This window comes from Brucella pseudogrignonensis, assembly GCF_002252525.1.
GTDB lineage: Bacteria > Pseudomonadota > Alphaproteobacteria > Rhizobiales > Rhizobiaceae > Brucella > Brucella pseudogrignonensis.
Map to the genome: position 1 here is coordinate 138357 of NZ_NNRM01000041.1, position 14488 is coordinate 152844.

Genomic DNA, 14488 nt, shown 5'->3' on the forward strand with positions numbered 1-14488 from the left:
GCTCAACGTTGGGTATAAGGCAATGAAATATGAGCCTGCGCCCCACCCGCCGCTCACCCTGCTAAAACATGAAAGGTCCGCCGATGTTCGATTTGATTGTGAGAAACGCCAATCTTCCCGACGGACGTGAAAAGCAGGACATTCTGGTCAAGGATGGCAAGATTGCTGATATTGTGCCATCCAAGGGTGAACATCAGGCCGCCAAGGAAATCGACGCTTCTGATCGTCTCGTCACACCGCCTTTCGTCGACCCTCATTTCCATATGGACGCGACTTTGTCGCTCGGCCTGCCGCGCTTAAACCGCTCGGGCACGCTACTGGAAGGCATCGCGCTTTGGGGCGAATTAAAGCCAATGCTGACGGTTGAAGCCATGGTCGAGCGCGCCTTGCGTTATTGCGATCTGGCAGTAAGCCAGGGCCTGCTTGCCATTCGCAGCCATGTCGATGTCAGCGATCCACGTCTGCTCACGGCTGAGGCTATGATCGAAGTCCGCGAAAAGGTGAAGCCATATATCGACCTCCAGCTCGTGGCGTTTCCGCAGGATGGCTACTATCGTTCGCCCGGCGCTGTCGATCTCGTCAACCGTTCGCTCGATATGGGCCTTGATGTCGTCGGCGGCATTCCGCATTTCGAACGCACCATGTCGGATGGTGCGGCCTCGCTTGAAGAACTCTGCCGCATTGCCGCGGAGCGTGGACTGCCGGTTGATATCCACTGCGACGAGACAGACGATCCAATGTCGCGCCATGTTGAGACATTGGCTGCACAGACGGTGCGTTTTGGTCTGCAGGGCCGTGTATCCGGCTCGCATCTCACTTCCATGCACTCAATGGATAATTATTACGTTTCCAAGCTCATTCCGCTCATTGCGGAAGCTCAGATGAACGCAATTCCAAATCCGCTGATCAACATCACCCTGCAGGGCCGTGCCGACACCTACCCGAAGCGTCGCGGCATGACCCGCGTGCCTGAACTGATGGCGGCTGGTGTCAACGTGGCCTTTGGCCATGACTGCGTGATGGACCCTTGGTATTCGATGGGTTCGGGCGACATGCTCGAAGTCGGTCATATGGCCGTTCATGTCGCACAGATGACATCGATTGAAGGGAAGAAGCAGGTCTTCAACTCTCTCACTGTTAATTCGGCAAAGGCGCTTGGCCTTGAAGGCTATGGCCTTGAAAAAGGTTGCAACGCAGATTTCGTGGTGTTGCAGGCACGCGACCCGCTGGAAGCTCTGCGTCTCAAGGCAAACCGTCTGACAGTTGTGAAACGCGGCAAGATCATCGCCGAAACTCCGCAGCGTGTCAGCGCACTCAACCTTGAAGGTCGCCCTTCATCAGTCGACGGTTCCGACTATGCACCACAAGGATGATATACCCACAAAGATACGACGAAAAACCAGTGCCTCTTTTTCAATCGCCTGATAAAAGCGCTTGAATTAACGGCAGATTCGTCTGAAATACGTGACGTTGCTCATAAGCCTCGAGAAAAGAGGCAAAGCAATCAGTCGCGCATAATTGCACGTCTACACATCACCCAAGAGGGGTTCCCATGACCACAACGTCCAAACTCACACGCCGCAGCGTTCTCGCAATGTCTGCGGCATTCGGCGTAACAGCAATTTCAACCCGCGTTTTTGCAGCAGATGAGAAATTGAAAGTCGCAGGCATTCACGCGTCACCAGTTGAGAACGCATGGAATTCGCGCCTTCATGAAGCACTCAAGCAGGCACATGACGAAGGCGTCATCGAATATGTCTTCTCAGAAGGCGTTTCTGCCAGCGATTATCCACGCGCCATGCGCGAATATGCCGAACAAGGCATCAAGCTGATCGTCGGCGAATCCTATGCTGTTGAACGTGAAGCACGCCAGGTTGCAGGCGACTATCCGCAGACGACATTCATAATGGGCTCTTCCGGCAAGCCACAGGGCGACAATTTCGGCGTGTTCGGCACCTGGAATTTTGAAGCCGCATATCTTGCAGGTATGCTCGCAGGCGGCATGAGCAAGTCGGGCACTTTTGGCTCGGTTGGCGCTGTGCCAATTCCGGAAGTCAACATGCTCATCAATGCTTTCCAGGATGGCGTTAAAGAAACCCGCCCGGATGCAAAGTTCAATGCTTCGTTCATCGGCACATTCTTTGATCCTCCAAAGGCCCGTGAAGCTGGTCTTGCCCAGATCGACGCCGGTGCAGATATCCTGTTTGGCGAACGTATCGGTACAGCAGATGCCGCCAAGGAACGCGGCATCAAGGCAATCGGTTCGCTGATCGATTACACGCCACGCTACCCGGACACCGTCTTCGCCAATGCGATGTGGTATTTCCGCCCGATCCTCAATGCAGCCATTGCTGACGTTAAGGCAGGAACGCCGACCGGCAAGGATTACACGCCATTCAGCCTGATGAAGGAAGGCGGCAACGACATCGTTTATGTCAAGGGCTCAGCACCAGCAGAAGTCGAAGCCAAGATGGAAGCACGTCGCGCCGAGATCAAGGCTGGCACTTTCAAAATCGAGCCAAATCCGGCTGAACCTAAGTAAACGATTTCAGGACAGCAGACGTGGCACTCGATATCAAGCAACAGGATGCAACAGCGCTCGCGGAAGCGATTGCGAAAGGCGTTTTGACCGCACGAGAGGCTATGGATGCCGCGATTGAAGCCGCAGAAAAATGGCGCCCTCTGGGCGCCATTGCATATCTCGACGAAGAGTTGGGGCGCAGAAATGCGATCGCTTTTGATCACAACGCTCCATTTGCCGGAGTGCCGTCGCTTTTCAAAGATCTTGGCGGCCCCTGCGCTGGCCTGCCGATCCGGCTTGGCTCACGCGCCTGCGCAGATGCGCCGCGCGAACTTGATTCAGAACTCGCTGCCCGTTTGCGCAAAGCCGGGCTTAATTTCTTCGGGACAACAACCGTTCCCGAATTCGGTATGGCGCTTGCAAGCGAGCCGACAGAAGGCCCCCTCGCTCGCCACCCTATCGATGAAAAACTTTCGCCTGCCGGCTCATCCGGCGGTGCTGCCGCAGCCGTGGCAGCTGGTATCGTGTCAATAGCCCATGCAACCGATGCTGGAGGCTCGATCCGCGTTCCAGCGGCAACCTGCGGGCTGATTGGTTTCAAGCCGAGCCGTGGTGCTATGCCAGCTGGTCCGCATTTCGGTAATTACCTCGCAGGTATCGCAAGCGAATTTGCACTTTGTCGTTCAATCCGCGATACAAAAGCGCTATTCCCACTGGTCGCTGGAAATACCGAAAGCTTTCTTCCCGATGTCGCCTTCGCATCGGGCACGAACCTTTCGAAGTTGCGCATAGGCGTTGTTTCGGGCGATTTGACCAAATACCCCGTGACAGAAGAACGCCAGCAAGTTGTTGCCGATGCGGCGCGTTTTCTGGAAACGCAGGGCCATACAATCCGCACGATCGATGCAGACGCGCTTTCATCACCTGTCGATGCCAGCGCGACGGCTTTTGACCGGATTATTTCGGCCAATCTGGCATTTGCGATTGATGCATTTTCCATTGATGAAGCAAAGCTCGAAAGACTAACACAGGCCGTGGCATCACGCGGGCGCAAGATGAGCGCAGTCGAACTCTACAACGCTATGAATGGTGGCGTTACGACCGCCTATCAGCTCTGGCAGATTTTCCATGATATCGATGTGCTGATTACGCCGATGCTGGCGCGTGGTCCGCAGCCCATCGGCTCATACGCGATGGATCATGACGATGTGGACGCACATTGGCATAAGATGAATGCATTTGCCCCTTATGCGGCATTGGCTAATATTTCCGGCTTCCCGGCGCTTTCCATGCCTTTTGGCGAGGATGCAAACGGTATGCCGCTTGCAATTCAGTTGATTGCTCCGATGGGAGCGGACAATCTTCTCTTGAACCTTGGCGAGCTGATGGAAGAGGACCATCGTTGGCAGCACAAATTTCCCGTTGCGGGGTTGAACACATGACCACCACAGTTCTTGAACTGCAAAACATCACCAAGCGGTTCGGCGCGCTGACCGCCAATGACGATATTTCGTTAAAGCTTGAGCGTGGCGAGATCCTCGCTTTCCTGGGCGAAAACGGCGCTGGCAAAACGACGCTGATGAATATCCTCTTTGGCCATTATGTTCCCGATAAAGGCCGCGTCTTCGTCAAGGGCGCCGAAATCCCGCAAGGTAAGCCACGTGCCGCAATCGATGCGGGCGTTGGTATGGTGCATCAGCATTTTACGCTGGCTCCCAATCTCACGGTTCTGGAAAACATCATCACCGGCACCGAAAGCCTCTGGAAGCTGAAGTCAGCGCATGGCGCTGCTCATGCCAAGATCGCAGAAATCGCCAAGCGCTTTGGCTTGCAGGTCGATCCCGATGCGCGGCTTGGTGATCTTTCGGTCGGCGAGCAGCAGCGCGTGGAAATTCTCAAAGCGCTATATAACGACGCGGACATTCTCATCCTCGACGAGCCGACTGCCGTTCTGACCACCCAGGAAGCCGAAAACCTGTTTGCGACATTGAAAGAAATGGCACGTCAGGGCCTGTCGTTGATTTTCATTTCGCATAAGCTGCATGAAGTCATGTCTGCCGCTGACCGCGTTGTGGTCTTGCGTGGCGGCACGCTTGTGGCTGAGCGCAAAGCGTCCGAAACATCCAAGGAAGAATTGGCTGAACTTATGGTCGGTCGCCGTGTTTCGCGCCCTTCGCGCGCAGCCGCTACTCCCGGTGAGACTTTGCTCGAGGCAAAGAACGTAACCGTGATAGAGGATGGCGCGACACGCTTGACCGATCTCGATTTTCATCTGCGTGCAGGCGAGACGTTGGGCATCATCGGCGTTTCCGGAAATGGTCAGGCAGCGCTGGGTCGTCTTGTTTCGGGACTTAGCCAGCCTGCCAATGGTTCACTCGCTCTATTCGGACAAGCGGTGACAAAGTTTGACCCCCGTCAATTTGTGGCAGACGGTGTTGGCCGCATCCCTGAAGATCGCAATGCAGAAGGTGCAATCGGTGACCTGACGCTTTGGGAAAATGCCGTACTTGAACGCGTGCGTGATCCGCAGTTTTCCAATGGCATTCTGGTCAATCGAGCGGCAGCGCGTGAATTTACGGATCGCATCATCAAGGACTTCGACGTGCGTGGCGGCACGCCTGATAGTCGTATTCGCCTGCTCTCGGGCGGCAACATGCAGAAGCTTATCCTGGGTCGCAATCTTGAAACAGCTCCGCGCATTCTGATTGCAGCGCAGCCGACACGCGGTCTCGATGAAGGTGCCGTAGCTGCCATTCATGCCCGCATTCTGGAAGCGCGTGACAAGGAGGCTGCCGTGTTGCTTATCTCGGAAGACCTTGACGAAATCATCGGCCTTGCCGACCGCGTGCAGGCCATCGTCAAGGGCAAGCTGTCACCACCGATTGATGCAGCCGAGGCCAATGCGCAAAGACTGGGCCTGATGATGGCTGGGGAGTGGCAGACACATACCTCGAAGGGGCTGAACTGATGCGTATTGAACGACGCGAAACACGGCCCATGGCTTTGGTGGCAACCGCGCCGGTTATCGCTGTTCTCGCTGCCTTTGTGCTCGCTGGCCTGCTGATTGCAGCTGCCGGTGCGCCGGTGCTTGAATCTTTCCGCCAGATCGCAATTGGTGCATTTGGCACAAAGCTTTCGATCACCGAAACACTGACGCGCGCGGCCCCTCTGATGCTGACGGGTCTTGCTGCCGCTGTCGCCTTCCGTTCCAAGCTCTGGAATATCGGCGCTGAAGGTCAGTTCTATATGGGCGCCCTTGCAGTTGTTGCCTGCGGTACGCAATTAGCGCTCCCTGCGCCCTTGCTTATTCCGCTGCTGCTGATTGTTGGCGCGATCGCAGGCATGATATTTCTGCTTATCCCACTCGGTCTGCGCCTGCGCTTTGGCGTCGATGAAGTGGTGACAACCCTGCTTCTAAACTTTGTCGCAGTGCTCTTTGTGTCGATGATGATCGAAGGGCCAATGAAAGACCCTCTGGCTTTCGGCTGGCCGCAGTCAGAACCTGTACCGGACGCAGCCGTGCTGCCAAAAATCATGTCAGGTATGCGGCTCCATATCGGCATTCTGATTGCCATCGCCCTTGCTCTCGTCATCGCCTATGTGCAGAAGCGCACTGTCTTTGGCCTTGAAACCAAAGCAGCTGGACTTAATCCACAGGCCGCTCGTTTCGCTGGTGTACCGCTCGGCAAAACGCTGGTCAAAGTTGCTTGCATTTCCGGTGGTCTGGCTGGTCTTGCCGGTGCAATACAGGTCATGGGTGTTAAAGGCTATGTCACGACCGACCTGTCGCCGGGCTTTGGTTATTCCGGCATCATTGTTGCCATGCTGGCCAATTTGAACCCCATCGGAGCTATTTTCTCAGCACTCTTTGCTGCCGCAATGTTCGTAGGAGCAGATGGAATGAGCCGCGCCATTGGCATTCCAAGCTTCATCGCCGATGTCACCGTCGCACTTTCGCTGCTCGCCATGCTGGTTGCACTCTTCTTCACCCAATACAGGATCGCCCGATGAACGAGTTGATGGATATCCTGCTTTCTGCCGGCCTTTGGGTCTCGGTCCTGCGCATCGCAACACCACTGATTTTCGGCACGCTCGGCGCGCTTTATTGCGAACGCGCGGGCGTTCTTAATCTGGGCATCGAAGGTATCATGACCTTTGGCGCGATGATCGGCTGGCTGACAGTCTTTAATGGGGCTGACCTTTGGATAGGCGTGCTTGCTGCTGCCGCATCGGGTGCGGTGTTCGGTCTGCTGCACGCAGCCCTCACCGTGCCGCTCGGCCTGTCGCAGCATGTGGTGGGCCTGGGCATCACGCTGTTTGCTTCGAGCCTCAGCTACTTCCTGTTCCGTCTTCTGGTGCCATTGTCTTCGACCCCGCCTACGATCACGCCATTCCAGCCGGTCAATCCGTCATGGCTTGCGGATATTCCGTTTATCGGACAAGTGCTTGGTACCCAGACCGCACTCACATGGCTTGCTATTCCACTGGCGCTCCTGCTCGGTTATGTGCTCTTCCGCACTCCCATTGGTCTTGCAATTCGCATGACGGGCGAAAATCCACATGCCGCCGAAGCGCAAGGCATCAACCCGATCCGCGTTCGTATATTCACGATCATGTTCGGCAGCGCATTGATGGCCGTTGGCGGCGCGTTCCTCACGCTCTCCGCGTTCAACTCGTTTTTCCCAACCATGATGCAGGGGCGCGGCTGGGTGTGTATTGCACTCGTCGTATTTGCCTCGTGGAAGCCCGCACGCGCGCTTTTAGGCGCTCTGCTCTTCGCGCTGTTTGACGCGTTCCAGCTGCGCCTACAGACGGTTTACGGCAAGATCGTTCCTTATCAGCTTTTCCTGATGATCCCGTATATCATGTCGATTGTAGCGCTGATCGTCATGGCGCGCCGCGCACGCGTTCCACAGGCACTGATGCAGCCCTATCGCCGCGGCGAGCGTTAAACAAAAAAGGCGGCTGCACATTGCAGCCGCCTTTTTTGTTTCAGACGTCAAGCTCAGGCGCTGTAACGCTTCTGACCATCCATCCAGGTTTCGCTGACCTTAATCTTGCTGATCTTGGTCGGCTCAACTTTTGTCGGATCTTCTTCCAGAATTGCAAAATCCGCGCATTTACCTTCATCCAGGCTACCGACGATATCATCCATCTTGCAGTGATAGGCAGCATCGATGGTAACGGCACGAAGTGCAGCCTCGGCCGGAATACGCTCATCCGGGAAAAACACTTCACCGCCGTCATTCATGACACGAGCAACAGCATCTTCGACATAGCGCAGCGGCTCAATCGGCGTGACGTTCCAATCGGAGTGGAAAGAAATTCGCAGACCTTGTGCCAGTGCCGTCGCGCATGGATCGTAGAACTTTGCGCGGTCCGGTCCGAGAATCTCATCACGGAATGCCTTGCCCCACCAGCGCACATGCCCAATAAGGAATGACGGCTGCAGCCCCAGCGTTTTAGCTTTCTGCATTTGCTCCTCATGGAAAATGCTGCAATGCTCAATACGATGGCGATGATCGTCGCGCGGGGTTTCCTTCAACACAGTTTCGTAGGCTTCAATGGTCGCGTCGATTGCAGCATCGCCATTGGCGTGAACACCAACCTGCCAGCCACCCTGATGCGCACGACGGATCGCAGCCGTCAGCTGCTCCGGCGTATAGTTCATCGCACCACGGTCATTCGTGCCAAGATAGTTTTCGCGCTGATAACCCGTGCGGGCCTGATTGGAACCATCGGCCCAGGCTTTTATGCCATCATAGCGATAGAGATCCGTGCCGCGACCCGGCTTAATGTTCATTTTTTCCCACTGATCCATGGCCGTCGAAACCAGCATGCCGCGATAACGGATCGGTGGGTTCTGCGACATGACCTGATCGAGCAAGGCCAGATGTTCTGCTGGTGCCATCATACCAACGCCGCAATCATGCAATGACGTGCAGCCAACCGAGGCCGCCTTATCCAGCATACGGCGAATACTGGTTGAAACTTCTGCTGCTGTCGGCAGAGGCATCTTTTCGAGAAATGCGTTGAATGCCGGCGGCTCTTCCAAACGTCCGCTCAGTTTACCATCGGGTGTTTTGGCATAGCGCGCTTCAGCCGGGTTAGGAGTCGTATCTGTGATCCCGACCAGCGCAAAGGCTTTGCTATTGGCATAAGCAATATGGCCGTTGCTCTCCATCATGAAAAACGGATTGTTCGGCGCCAGTTCATCCAGTTCCGCAAGGGTCGGGATGTGCGAACCCTTGGTGATGCTCGGATCGAACTGCTTTGCCCGAACCCATTCCCCTTCCCGAGCCTTGCTAATGCCGTTGCGCAGCATGCTCCAGACTTGTTCGAAAGTCGGTGTCGTGATCGGGCCCACATCGATCCAGTCGTCCATCACAACGAAGACCGAATGCATATGCGGATCGATCAAACCCGGCATCAATGTTCTGCCGTCTAAGTCGATCGTACGCGTGGTGCTACCGCGAAACTTATCGACATGCTCTGCGGTGCCGACGGCCAGAATACGGTTGCCACGAATAGCAATTGCCTCAGCTCGCGGAGTTTCAGCATTCATTGTCAGAACGGTTCCACGACGGAAAATGACATCGGCCGGTGCATTAGCAGACGCGCGGTTGCCCATCGCTGCAGCTGGTTCGACCGCCGTTGCCGCAAAAGCGGATACCGCCGCACCGCCCATGTACTTGAGGAAATCACGCCTTGACGTTGCGTGTTTGAATACAGCTATCAGTCCGGGATTGCAGGCTAAACACATTGTTCGCAGTTCCTATAAACCGGGAATACTTTGCCTTACTCACAGTAAGGAAACAGCAAAAACTGATAACAATCAATTAAAAATAGAAAATCCTTATTATATTACATTTTACTAATTAAAAGACTTTGTCAAACTACCAACTTTTACTTGAATGATAAAATAAAAACGGCGCCGAATGGCGCCGTTTCTCTTATCAGATCGTCAGAAGCAATCAGGCAGCGCCCTTGCCGCTCTTTTCAAAACGCTTGCGCTCGTTTGGATCGAGGTAAAGCTTGCGCAGACGGATCGACTTTGGCGTCACTTCAACCAGCTCATCGTCCTGAATCCAAGACAGAGCGCGCTCCAGCGTCATACGGATCGGAGGCGTCAGCTTCACGGCTTCATCCTTACCGGCGGCGCGGATGTTGGTGAGCTTCTTGCCCTTGAGCACGTTGACTTCAAGATCGTTGTCGCGGCTGTGAATGCCGATCAACATGCCCTGATAAACCTTGACGCCAGCGTCGATAATCATCGGACCACGATCTTCGAGGTTGAAGAGAGCGTAAGCAACAGCTTCACCCTGATCGTTGGAAATCAGAACGCCGTTGTTACGGCCCGAGATTTCGCCCTTGTATGGCTGATAATCATGGAACAGACGGTTCATGATCGCCGTACCGCGTGTATCGGTCAGAAGTTCCGACTGATAGCCGATCAGACCACGAGTCGGTGCGTAGAACACCATACGAACGCGATTGCCGCCCGAAGGACGCAGCTCGACCATTTCGGCCTTACGTTCAGACATCTTCTGAACAACAGTGCCCGAATATTCTTCATCGACGTCGATGACAACTTCTTCAACAGGCTCAAGCTTCTCGCCGTTTTCGCCGTCTTTCATGACAACGCGTGGACGCGAAACGCCAAGCTCAAAACCTTCACGGCGCATGTTTTCAATGAGAACTGCGAGCTGCAATTCGCCACGACCGGAAACGAAGAATGAATCCTTTTCGTTGGATTCTTCGATCTTGAGCGCAACGTTGCCTTCCGCTTCTTTCAGCAGACGGTCACGAATAACGCGGCTCGTAACCTTGTCGCCTTCAGTGCCAGCATAAGGGCTGTCATTGACGATGAAGGACATGGTAACAGTTGGCGGATCGATTGGCTGAGCTGCGAGAGGCTCGCTGACCGAAGGATCGCAGAATGTGTCAGCAACGGTGCCCTTGGAGAGACCGGCGATAGCAACGATGTCGCCTGCCTGTGCTTCTTCAATCGGCTGACGCTCGATGCCGCGGAATGCAAGGATCTTCGAGATACGACCATTTTCGAGCAGTGAACCATCCTGACCAAGAACCTTGACGGCCTGGTTGGACTTGATCGAACCCGAATGGATGCGACCGGTGATGATGCGGCCAAGGAACGGATCAGCTTCAAGGATCGTACCGATCATGCGGAACGGGCCTTCGGCAACCTTTGGCGCTGGAACGTGCTTGAGAACCAGATCGAACAGTGGTGCCAGACCTTCGTCCTGCGGGCCTTCTGGGTTCAGCGCCATCCAGCCGTTACGGCCTGAACCGTAAAGAACCGGGAAGTCGAGCTGTTCGTCAGTTGCGTCGAGATTGGCGAAGAGGTCGAAAACTTCGTTGATGACTTCTTCATGACGGCCATCCGGACGGTCGATCTTGTTGATCGCAACGATCGGACGCAGGCCAACCTTCAGTGCCTTGCCAACAACGAACTTCGTCTGTGGCATTGGGCCTTCAGCAGCATCGACGAGAACGATAGCGCCGTCCACCATCGAAAGAATACGCTCAACTTCGCCGCCGAAGTCGGCGTGGCCTGGCGTGTCGACGATGTTGATGCGGGTGTTCTTCCAGACAACCGAAGTGGCTTTCGCGAGAATGGTGATCCCACGTTCCTTTTCGATGTCGTTCGAATCCATCATGCGTTCTGCAACGCGCTGATTGTCGCGGAACGAGCCCGACTGCTTCAGCAGTTCATCGACCAATGTGGTTTTGCCATGATCGACGTGTGCGATAATAGCGATATTACGCAATTCCATATGGAGATCACTTCTATATGAGTTGGGAGCCGCGCCAAGATGGATGCACGGAAAATCAATGGGGCGCTCTTACAGGTTTTTTTGCGTTTTAGAAAGGGGCAGCGCGAAACTGCCCCTTAATTAACCCGAAAAGCCCGGATTTAATTGCGTTTTTACACTGTATTTCTAACAGTTTTTTGTCGCCAGAGCCTATAAAAGCGTTCCCGACAAAATAACCAGCGCCACGCTGAAATAGATCACAAGCCCCGTCACATCGACCAATGTGGCAACAAAAGGTGCCGATGCACTGGCCGGATCAAAGCCCAGCCGTTTGAGAATAAACGGCAGCATTGATCCCGTTACCGAGCCAAAAGTCACGATACAGACGAGTGCCATGCCAACGGTAGCACCGACCAGAATCCAATGCTCGCCATAATCGTAAATGCCGAGCTTCTGCCACAGGGCGATACGAACCATGCCGATGAGGCCAAGGAAACTGCCTAGCGCTAGCCCGGTTGGCACTTCGCGGATGGCAACGCGCCACCAATCTTTCAGTTTGACTTCCTGCAGCGCAAGCGCACGAATAATCAAAGATGTTGCCTGCGAGCCGGAATTGCCACCGGAAGACATGATGAGCGGAATAAACAGCGTCAGAACGAGTGCTTTTTCAAGTTCCAACTCGAAATGCTGCATCGCACTTGCAGTCAGCATTTCGCCCAGAAACAGAATGCCCAGCCAGCCAGCGCGCTTCTTCAGCATCTCGCCAAAACCGATACGCATGTAAGGCTTGTCGAGTGCCTCCATACCACCGAAACGATAGGCGTCTTCGCTCGCCTCTTCTGTCATGGCATCCAGCACATCATCGACAGTTACAATGCCGATGATGTGGCGGCTGTCATCAACGACAGGAACGGCCAGAAGATCATGCTTACGAAACAGACGGGCTACGTCTTCACGATCTTCATGCGGCGAAATCGTAATTGGATCATCGTCGCGTGCAAGCGAGAGAATCGGCTCATCAAGTTCACGAATAATAAGGCGACGCAGGCTGACCACGCCAAGAAGAACGCGGGTCTGCGGATCAACCACATAGATTGCGTAAACCGTTTCGCGCGTGCGCTCAACCTTACGAATATGGTCAAGTGTTTGCCCGACATTCCAATCGGAAGGCACCGCGATGAACTCAATGGTCATCAGACTACCAGCCGTGTTTGGCGGATAGCCCATCAGCTTCTTCAGCGCGGCCTTTGTTTCTGGTGCCAGAATTGGGAATAAGCGCGCACGATCGGCATCTTCCAGTTCCTGAAAGACGTCGGTTGCACGGTCAGCAGACATGCCATCCAACAATTGGCTGGCAATGTTTGGCGGAAGAATAGCCAAAATTTCTTTGGCACGTTCCAGCTCCGGCTGATCAAGCAGGCGGATGGCATCTTCGTGCGAAAGCTGGGCGACAACGGCGACTGCGTCATCTGCATCAAGTTCATTGACGATCTCTACCGCGTCGCCCGTACGAATATCGGCGATGCGGCTGGCAATTGCTGCAGCAGGGAGGTCGGCAACATTGAGTACTTCTGGGGCGAAGTTGTTGTCGGTCATAGGCTTGCCTTTCTGTCGATCCGCCGTCGAAGACAGACCGTGCAAGCTGACCCCAAACGATCAGATCACGAACTGCCTTGACGGCTGAAACAATCGACTGTGACTGTCGCTTGGCATAAGAGAATAAGACTCCGGTTGAAATGCAGCCAAAGAAAATGCGGCTGCGTGGGTCATGTGCGCCCGGCGGCAATCAAAGTCAAGCCCCGGCGGATAATCATGAAAGCTTTTTCATACGAGTTTGAAATTGTGATTTTCAGGCCGTCTGCGGCAGACGCAGCCAGAGTAGAAAAGCAATCGCAGCGATGAAGCCGAGCGCCGGGATAAGCGTTGCAAGGGCGATGACCGGATCACCCATCAGCGCCGCAATTGCGCCGCCAATCAGCCCGCCACCCATCTGAAAGAAACCCATCATGGCCGAAGCCGCACCGGCCATCTTGGGAAAGGGTGCCATGCCAGCGGATGTCATCACCGGCATGACCAGCGCAACTCCAAATGCAAAGAGCCCCATGGGCAGCATCACCAGCAGATACACCGGCTCGAACACCCGGAGCAGCGTCGCAATCAGTATGCTTGCCGCAACCATTGCAACATAACCGGCAGCGGCCAGCTGTCGCGGGCGATAGATCGTCATCAGCCGCCTGAACAACAGGCTCCCGACGAAATAGCAACTCGTCTGCAAAAGCAGGCCAATACCGAATTGCGTTGCCGTCATACCCACCCGCCCCATCAGCACAAACGGCAAAATGGTAGCTGCCGTATAAAGGCCTCCGGTCGTACCGCCGACGCCCAGACTTGCGTAGACAAACTGGCGACTTGTCAGCAACGTGCAGTAGGAACGCAGCAATTCCTTTGGTCGAATACGGCTGAGATCGCGACTGACGGTTTCCCTGATAATGAAGATTGCCATCAGGACAACCAAAATTCCCAGACAGACCATGACGACAAAAATCGCCTGCCAGCCAAACAGCTCCATCGTCACCCCGCCAAGTGTGGGCGCGACAGCAGGGCCGACCGCAATAACGATGCCGATAAGGTTCATCACCCGCGCGGATGCGTCATGGGTGAAAAGATCGCGAACGATTGCGCGTGAAATCGTGACGCCGACAGCCGCACCAACGCCTTGCAGGAACCGCGCAACCAAAAGCGTGTCGATGGTCGTTGCGAACAACGCGAGGATGCTGGCAGCGAGATAAATCACCATGAAGGCGATTGTGATGGGTCTTCGCCCGAAGCCGTCCGACAACGGCCCGCAGATAAGCTGTGAGACGCAGAAGCCAGCGAGATAGACTGATATGGTGAGCTTCACCATCGCTTCAGTCGTGCCAAAGGCATGAACGATCTCGGTCATAGCCGGCGTATAAAGCGCCATCGACATGAGACCCAGCGCTGCGAGAAGACCGCCGATGACGCCGACCCGCAATTCGCTCATTACGGGTTGCGCATCCTGGGCATTACGATGGTCAGGCGCGACATTCATAGACTGCAACAATCGCTCTCCGCGTGACCACGAAAAAGAAAACCCGTAATCAGAAAGCCTAAATTGGAGGAACCTGTAAGAACTCCCATTTGTATGGGAGCAAGACCGTCTTTCATC

Annotated in this window: 10 protein-coding genes; 6 read left to right on the top strand and 4 right to left on the bottom strand. The window is 54.8% G+C overall.

Features of this window, described 5'->3' with window-relative positions; translation table 11 throughout:
- The first annotated feature begins 83 nt into the window (after positions 1-83).
- The 6 genes from CEV34_RS18455 (at position 84) to CEV34_RS18480 (ending at position 7473) form a co-directional block, all read left to right on the top strand.
- A complete protein-coding gene (locus CEV34_RS18455; protein WP_007877793.1) occupies positions 84-1373 on the top strand; it encodes an amidohydrolase family protein in 1290 nt (429 codons plus the stop codon).
- A gap of 179 nt (positions 1374-1552) precedes the next feature.
- Positions 1553-2542 carry a BMP family protein gene (locus CEV34_RS18460; protein ID WP_007877792.1) on the top strand — a complete coding sequence of 330 codons (990 nt, stop codon included), beginning with the start codon at positions 1553-1555 and terminating at the stop codon, positions 2540-2542.
- 20 nt (positions 2543-2562) lie between these two features.
- A complete protein-coding gene (locus tag CEV34_RS18465) occupies positions 2563-3963 on the top strand; it encodes an amidase (RefSeq protein WP_007877791.1) in 1401 nt (466 codons plus the stop codon).
- Positions 3960-5489: an ABC transporter ATP-binding protein gene (locus CEV34_RS18470; protein ID WP_094544215.1), complete on the top strand. Its 1530-nt coding sequence runs from the start codon at positions 3960-3962 to the stop codon at positions 5487-5489. Before CEV34_RS18465 ends, CEV34_RS18470 begins: the two co-directional genes overlap by 4 nt.
- Positions 5489-6532, top strand: a complete 1044-nt coding sequence (locus tag CEV34_RS18475) for an ABC transporter permease (RefSeq protein ID WP_007877789.1) — start codon at positions 5489-5491, stop codon at positions 6530-6532. Before CEV34_RS18470 ends, CEV34_RS18475 begins: the two co-directional genes overlap by 1 nt.
- Positions 6529-7473, top strand: a complete 945-nt coding sequence (locus CEV34_RS18480) for an ABC transporter permease (RefSeq protein ID WP_007877788.1) — start codon at positions 6529-6531, stop codon at positions 7471-7473. Before CEV34_RS18475 ends, CEV34_RS18480 begins: the two co-directional genes overlap by 4 nt.
- Before the next feature lie 53 nt (positions 7474-7526).
- On the opposite strand, the gene CEV34_RS18485 is transcribed toward CEV34_RS18480, so the two are convergent.
- The 4 genes from CEV34_RS18485 to CEV34_RS18505 all read right to left on the bottom strand — a co-directional run bounded on the left by CEV34_RS18485 (position 7527) and on the right by CEV34_RS18505 (position 14371).
- Positions 7527-9284: an amidohydrolase gene (locus tag CEV34_RS18485; protein ID WP_039860409.1), complete on the bottom strand. Its 1758-nt coding sequence runs from the start codon at positions 9282-9284 to the stop codon at positions 7527-7529.
- A gap of 211 nt (positions 9285-9495) precedes the next feature.
- Positions 9496-11319, bottom strand: a complete 1824-nt coding sequence (typA, locus tag CEV34_RS18490; RefSeq protein ID WP_007877786.1) for a translational GTPase TypA — start codon at positions 11317-11319, stop codon at positions 9496-9498.
- A gap of 189 nt (positions 11320-11508) precedes the next feature.
- Positions 11509-12894 (bottom strand): magnesium transporter, encoded by a 1386-nt coding sequence (gene mgtE, locus CEV34_RS18495; RefSeq protein WP_007877785.1) that lies wholly within the window; start codon positions 12892-12894, stop codon positions 11509-11511.
- 253 nt (positions 12895-13147) lie between these two features.
- On the bottom strand, positions 13148-14371 hold the full coding sequence (locus CEV34_RS18505) for a multidrug effflux MFS transporter (protein WP_007877780.1): 1224 nt from the start codon (positions 14369-14371) through the stop codon (positions 13148-13150).
- Positions 14372-14488 lie beyond the last annotated feature (117 nt).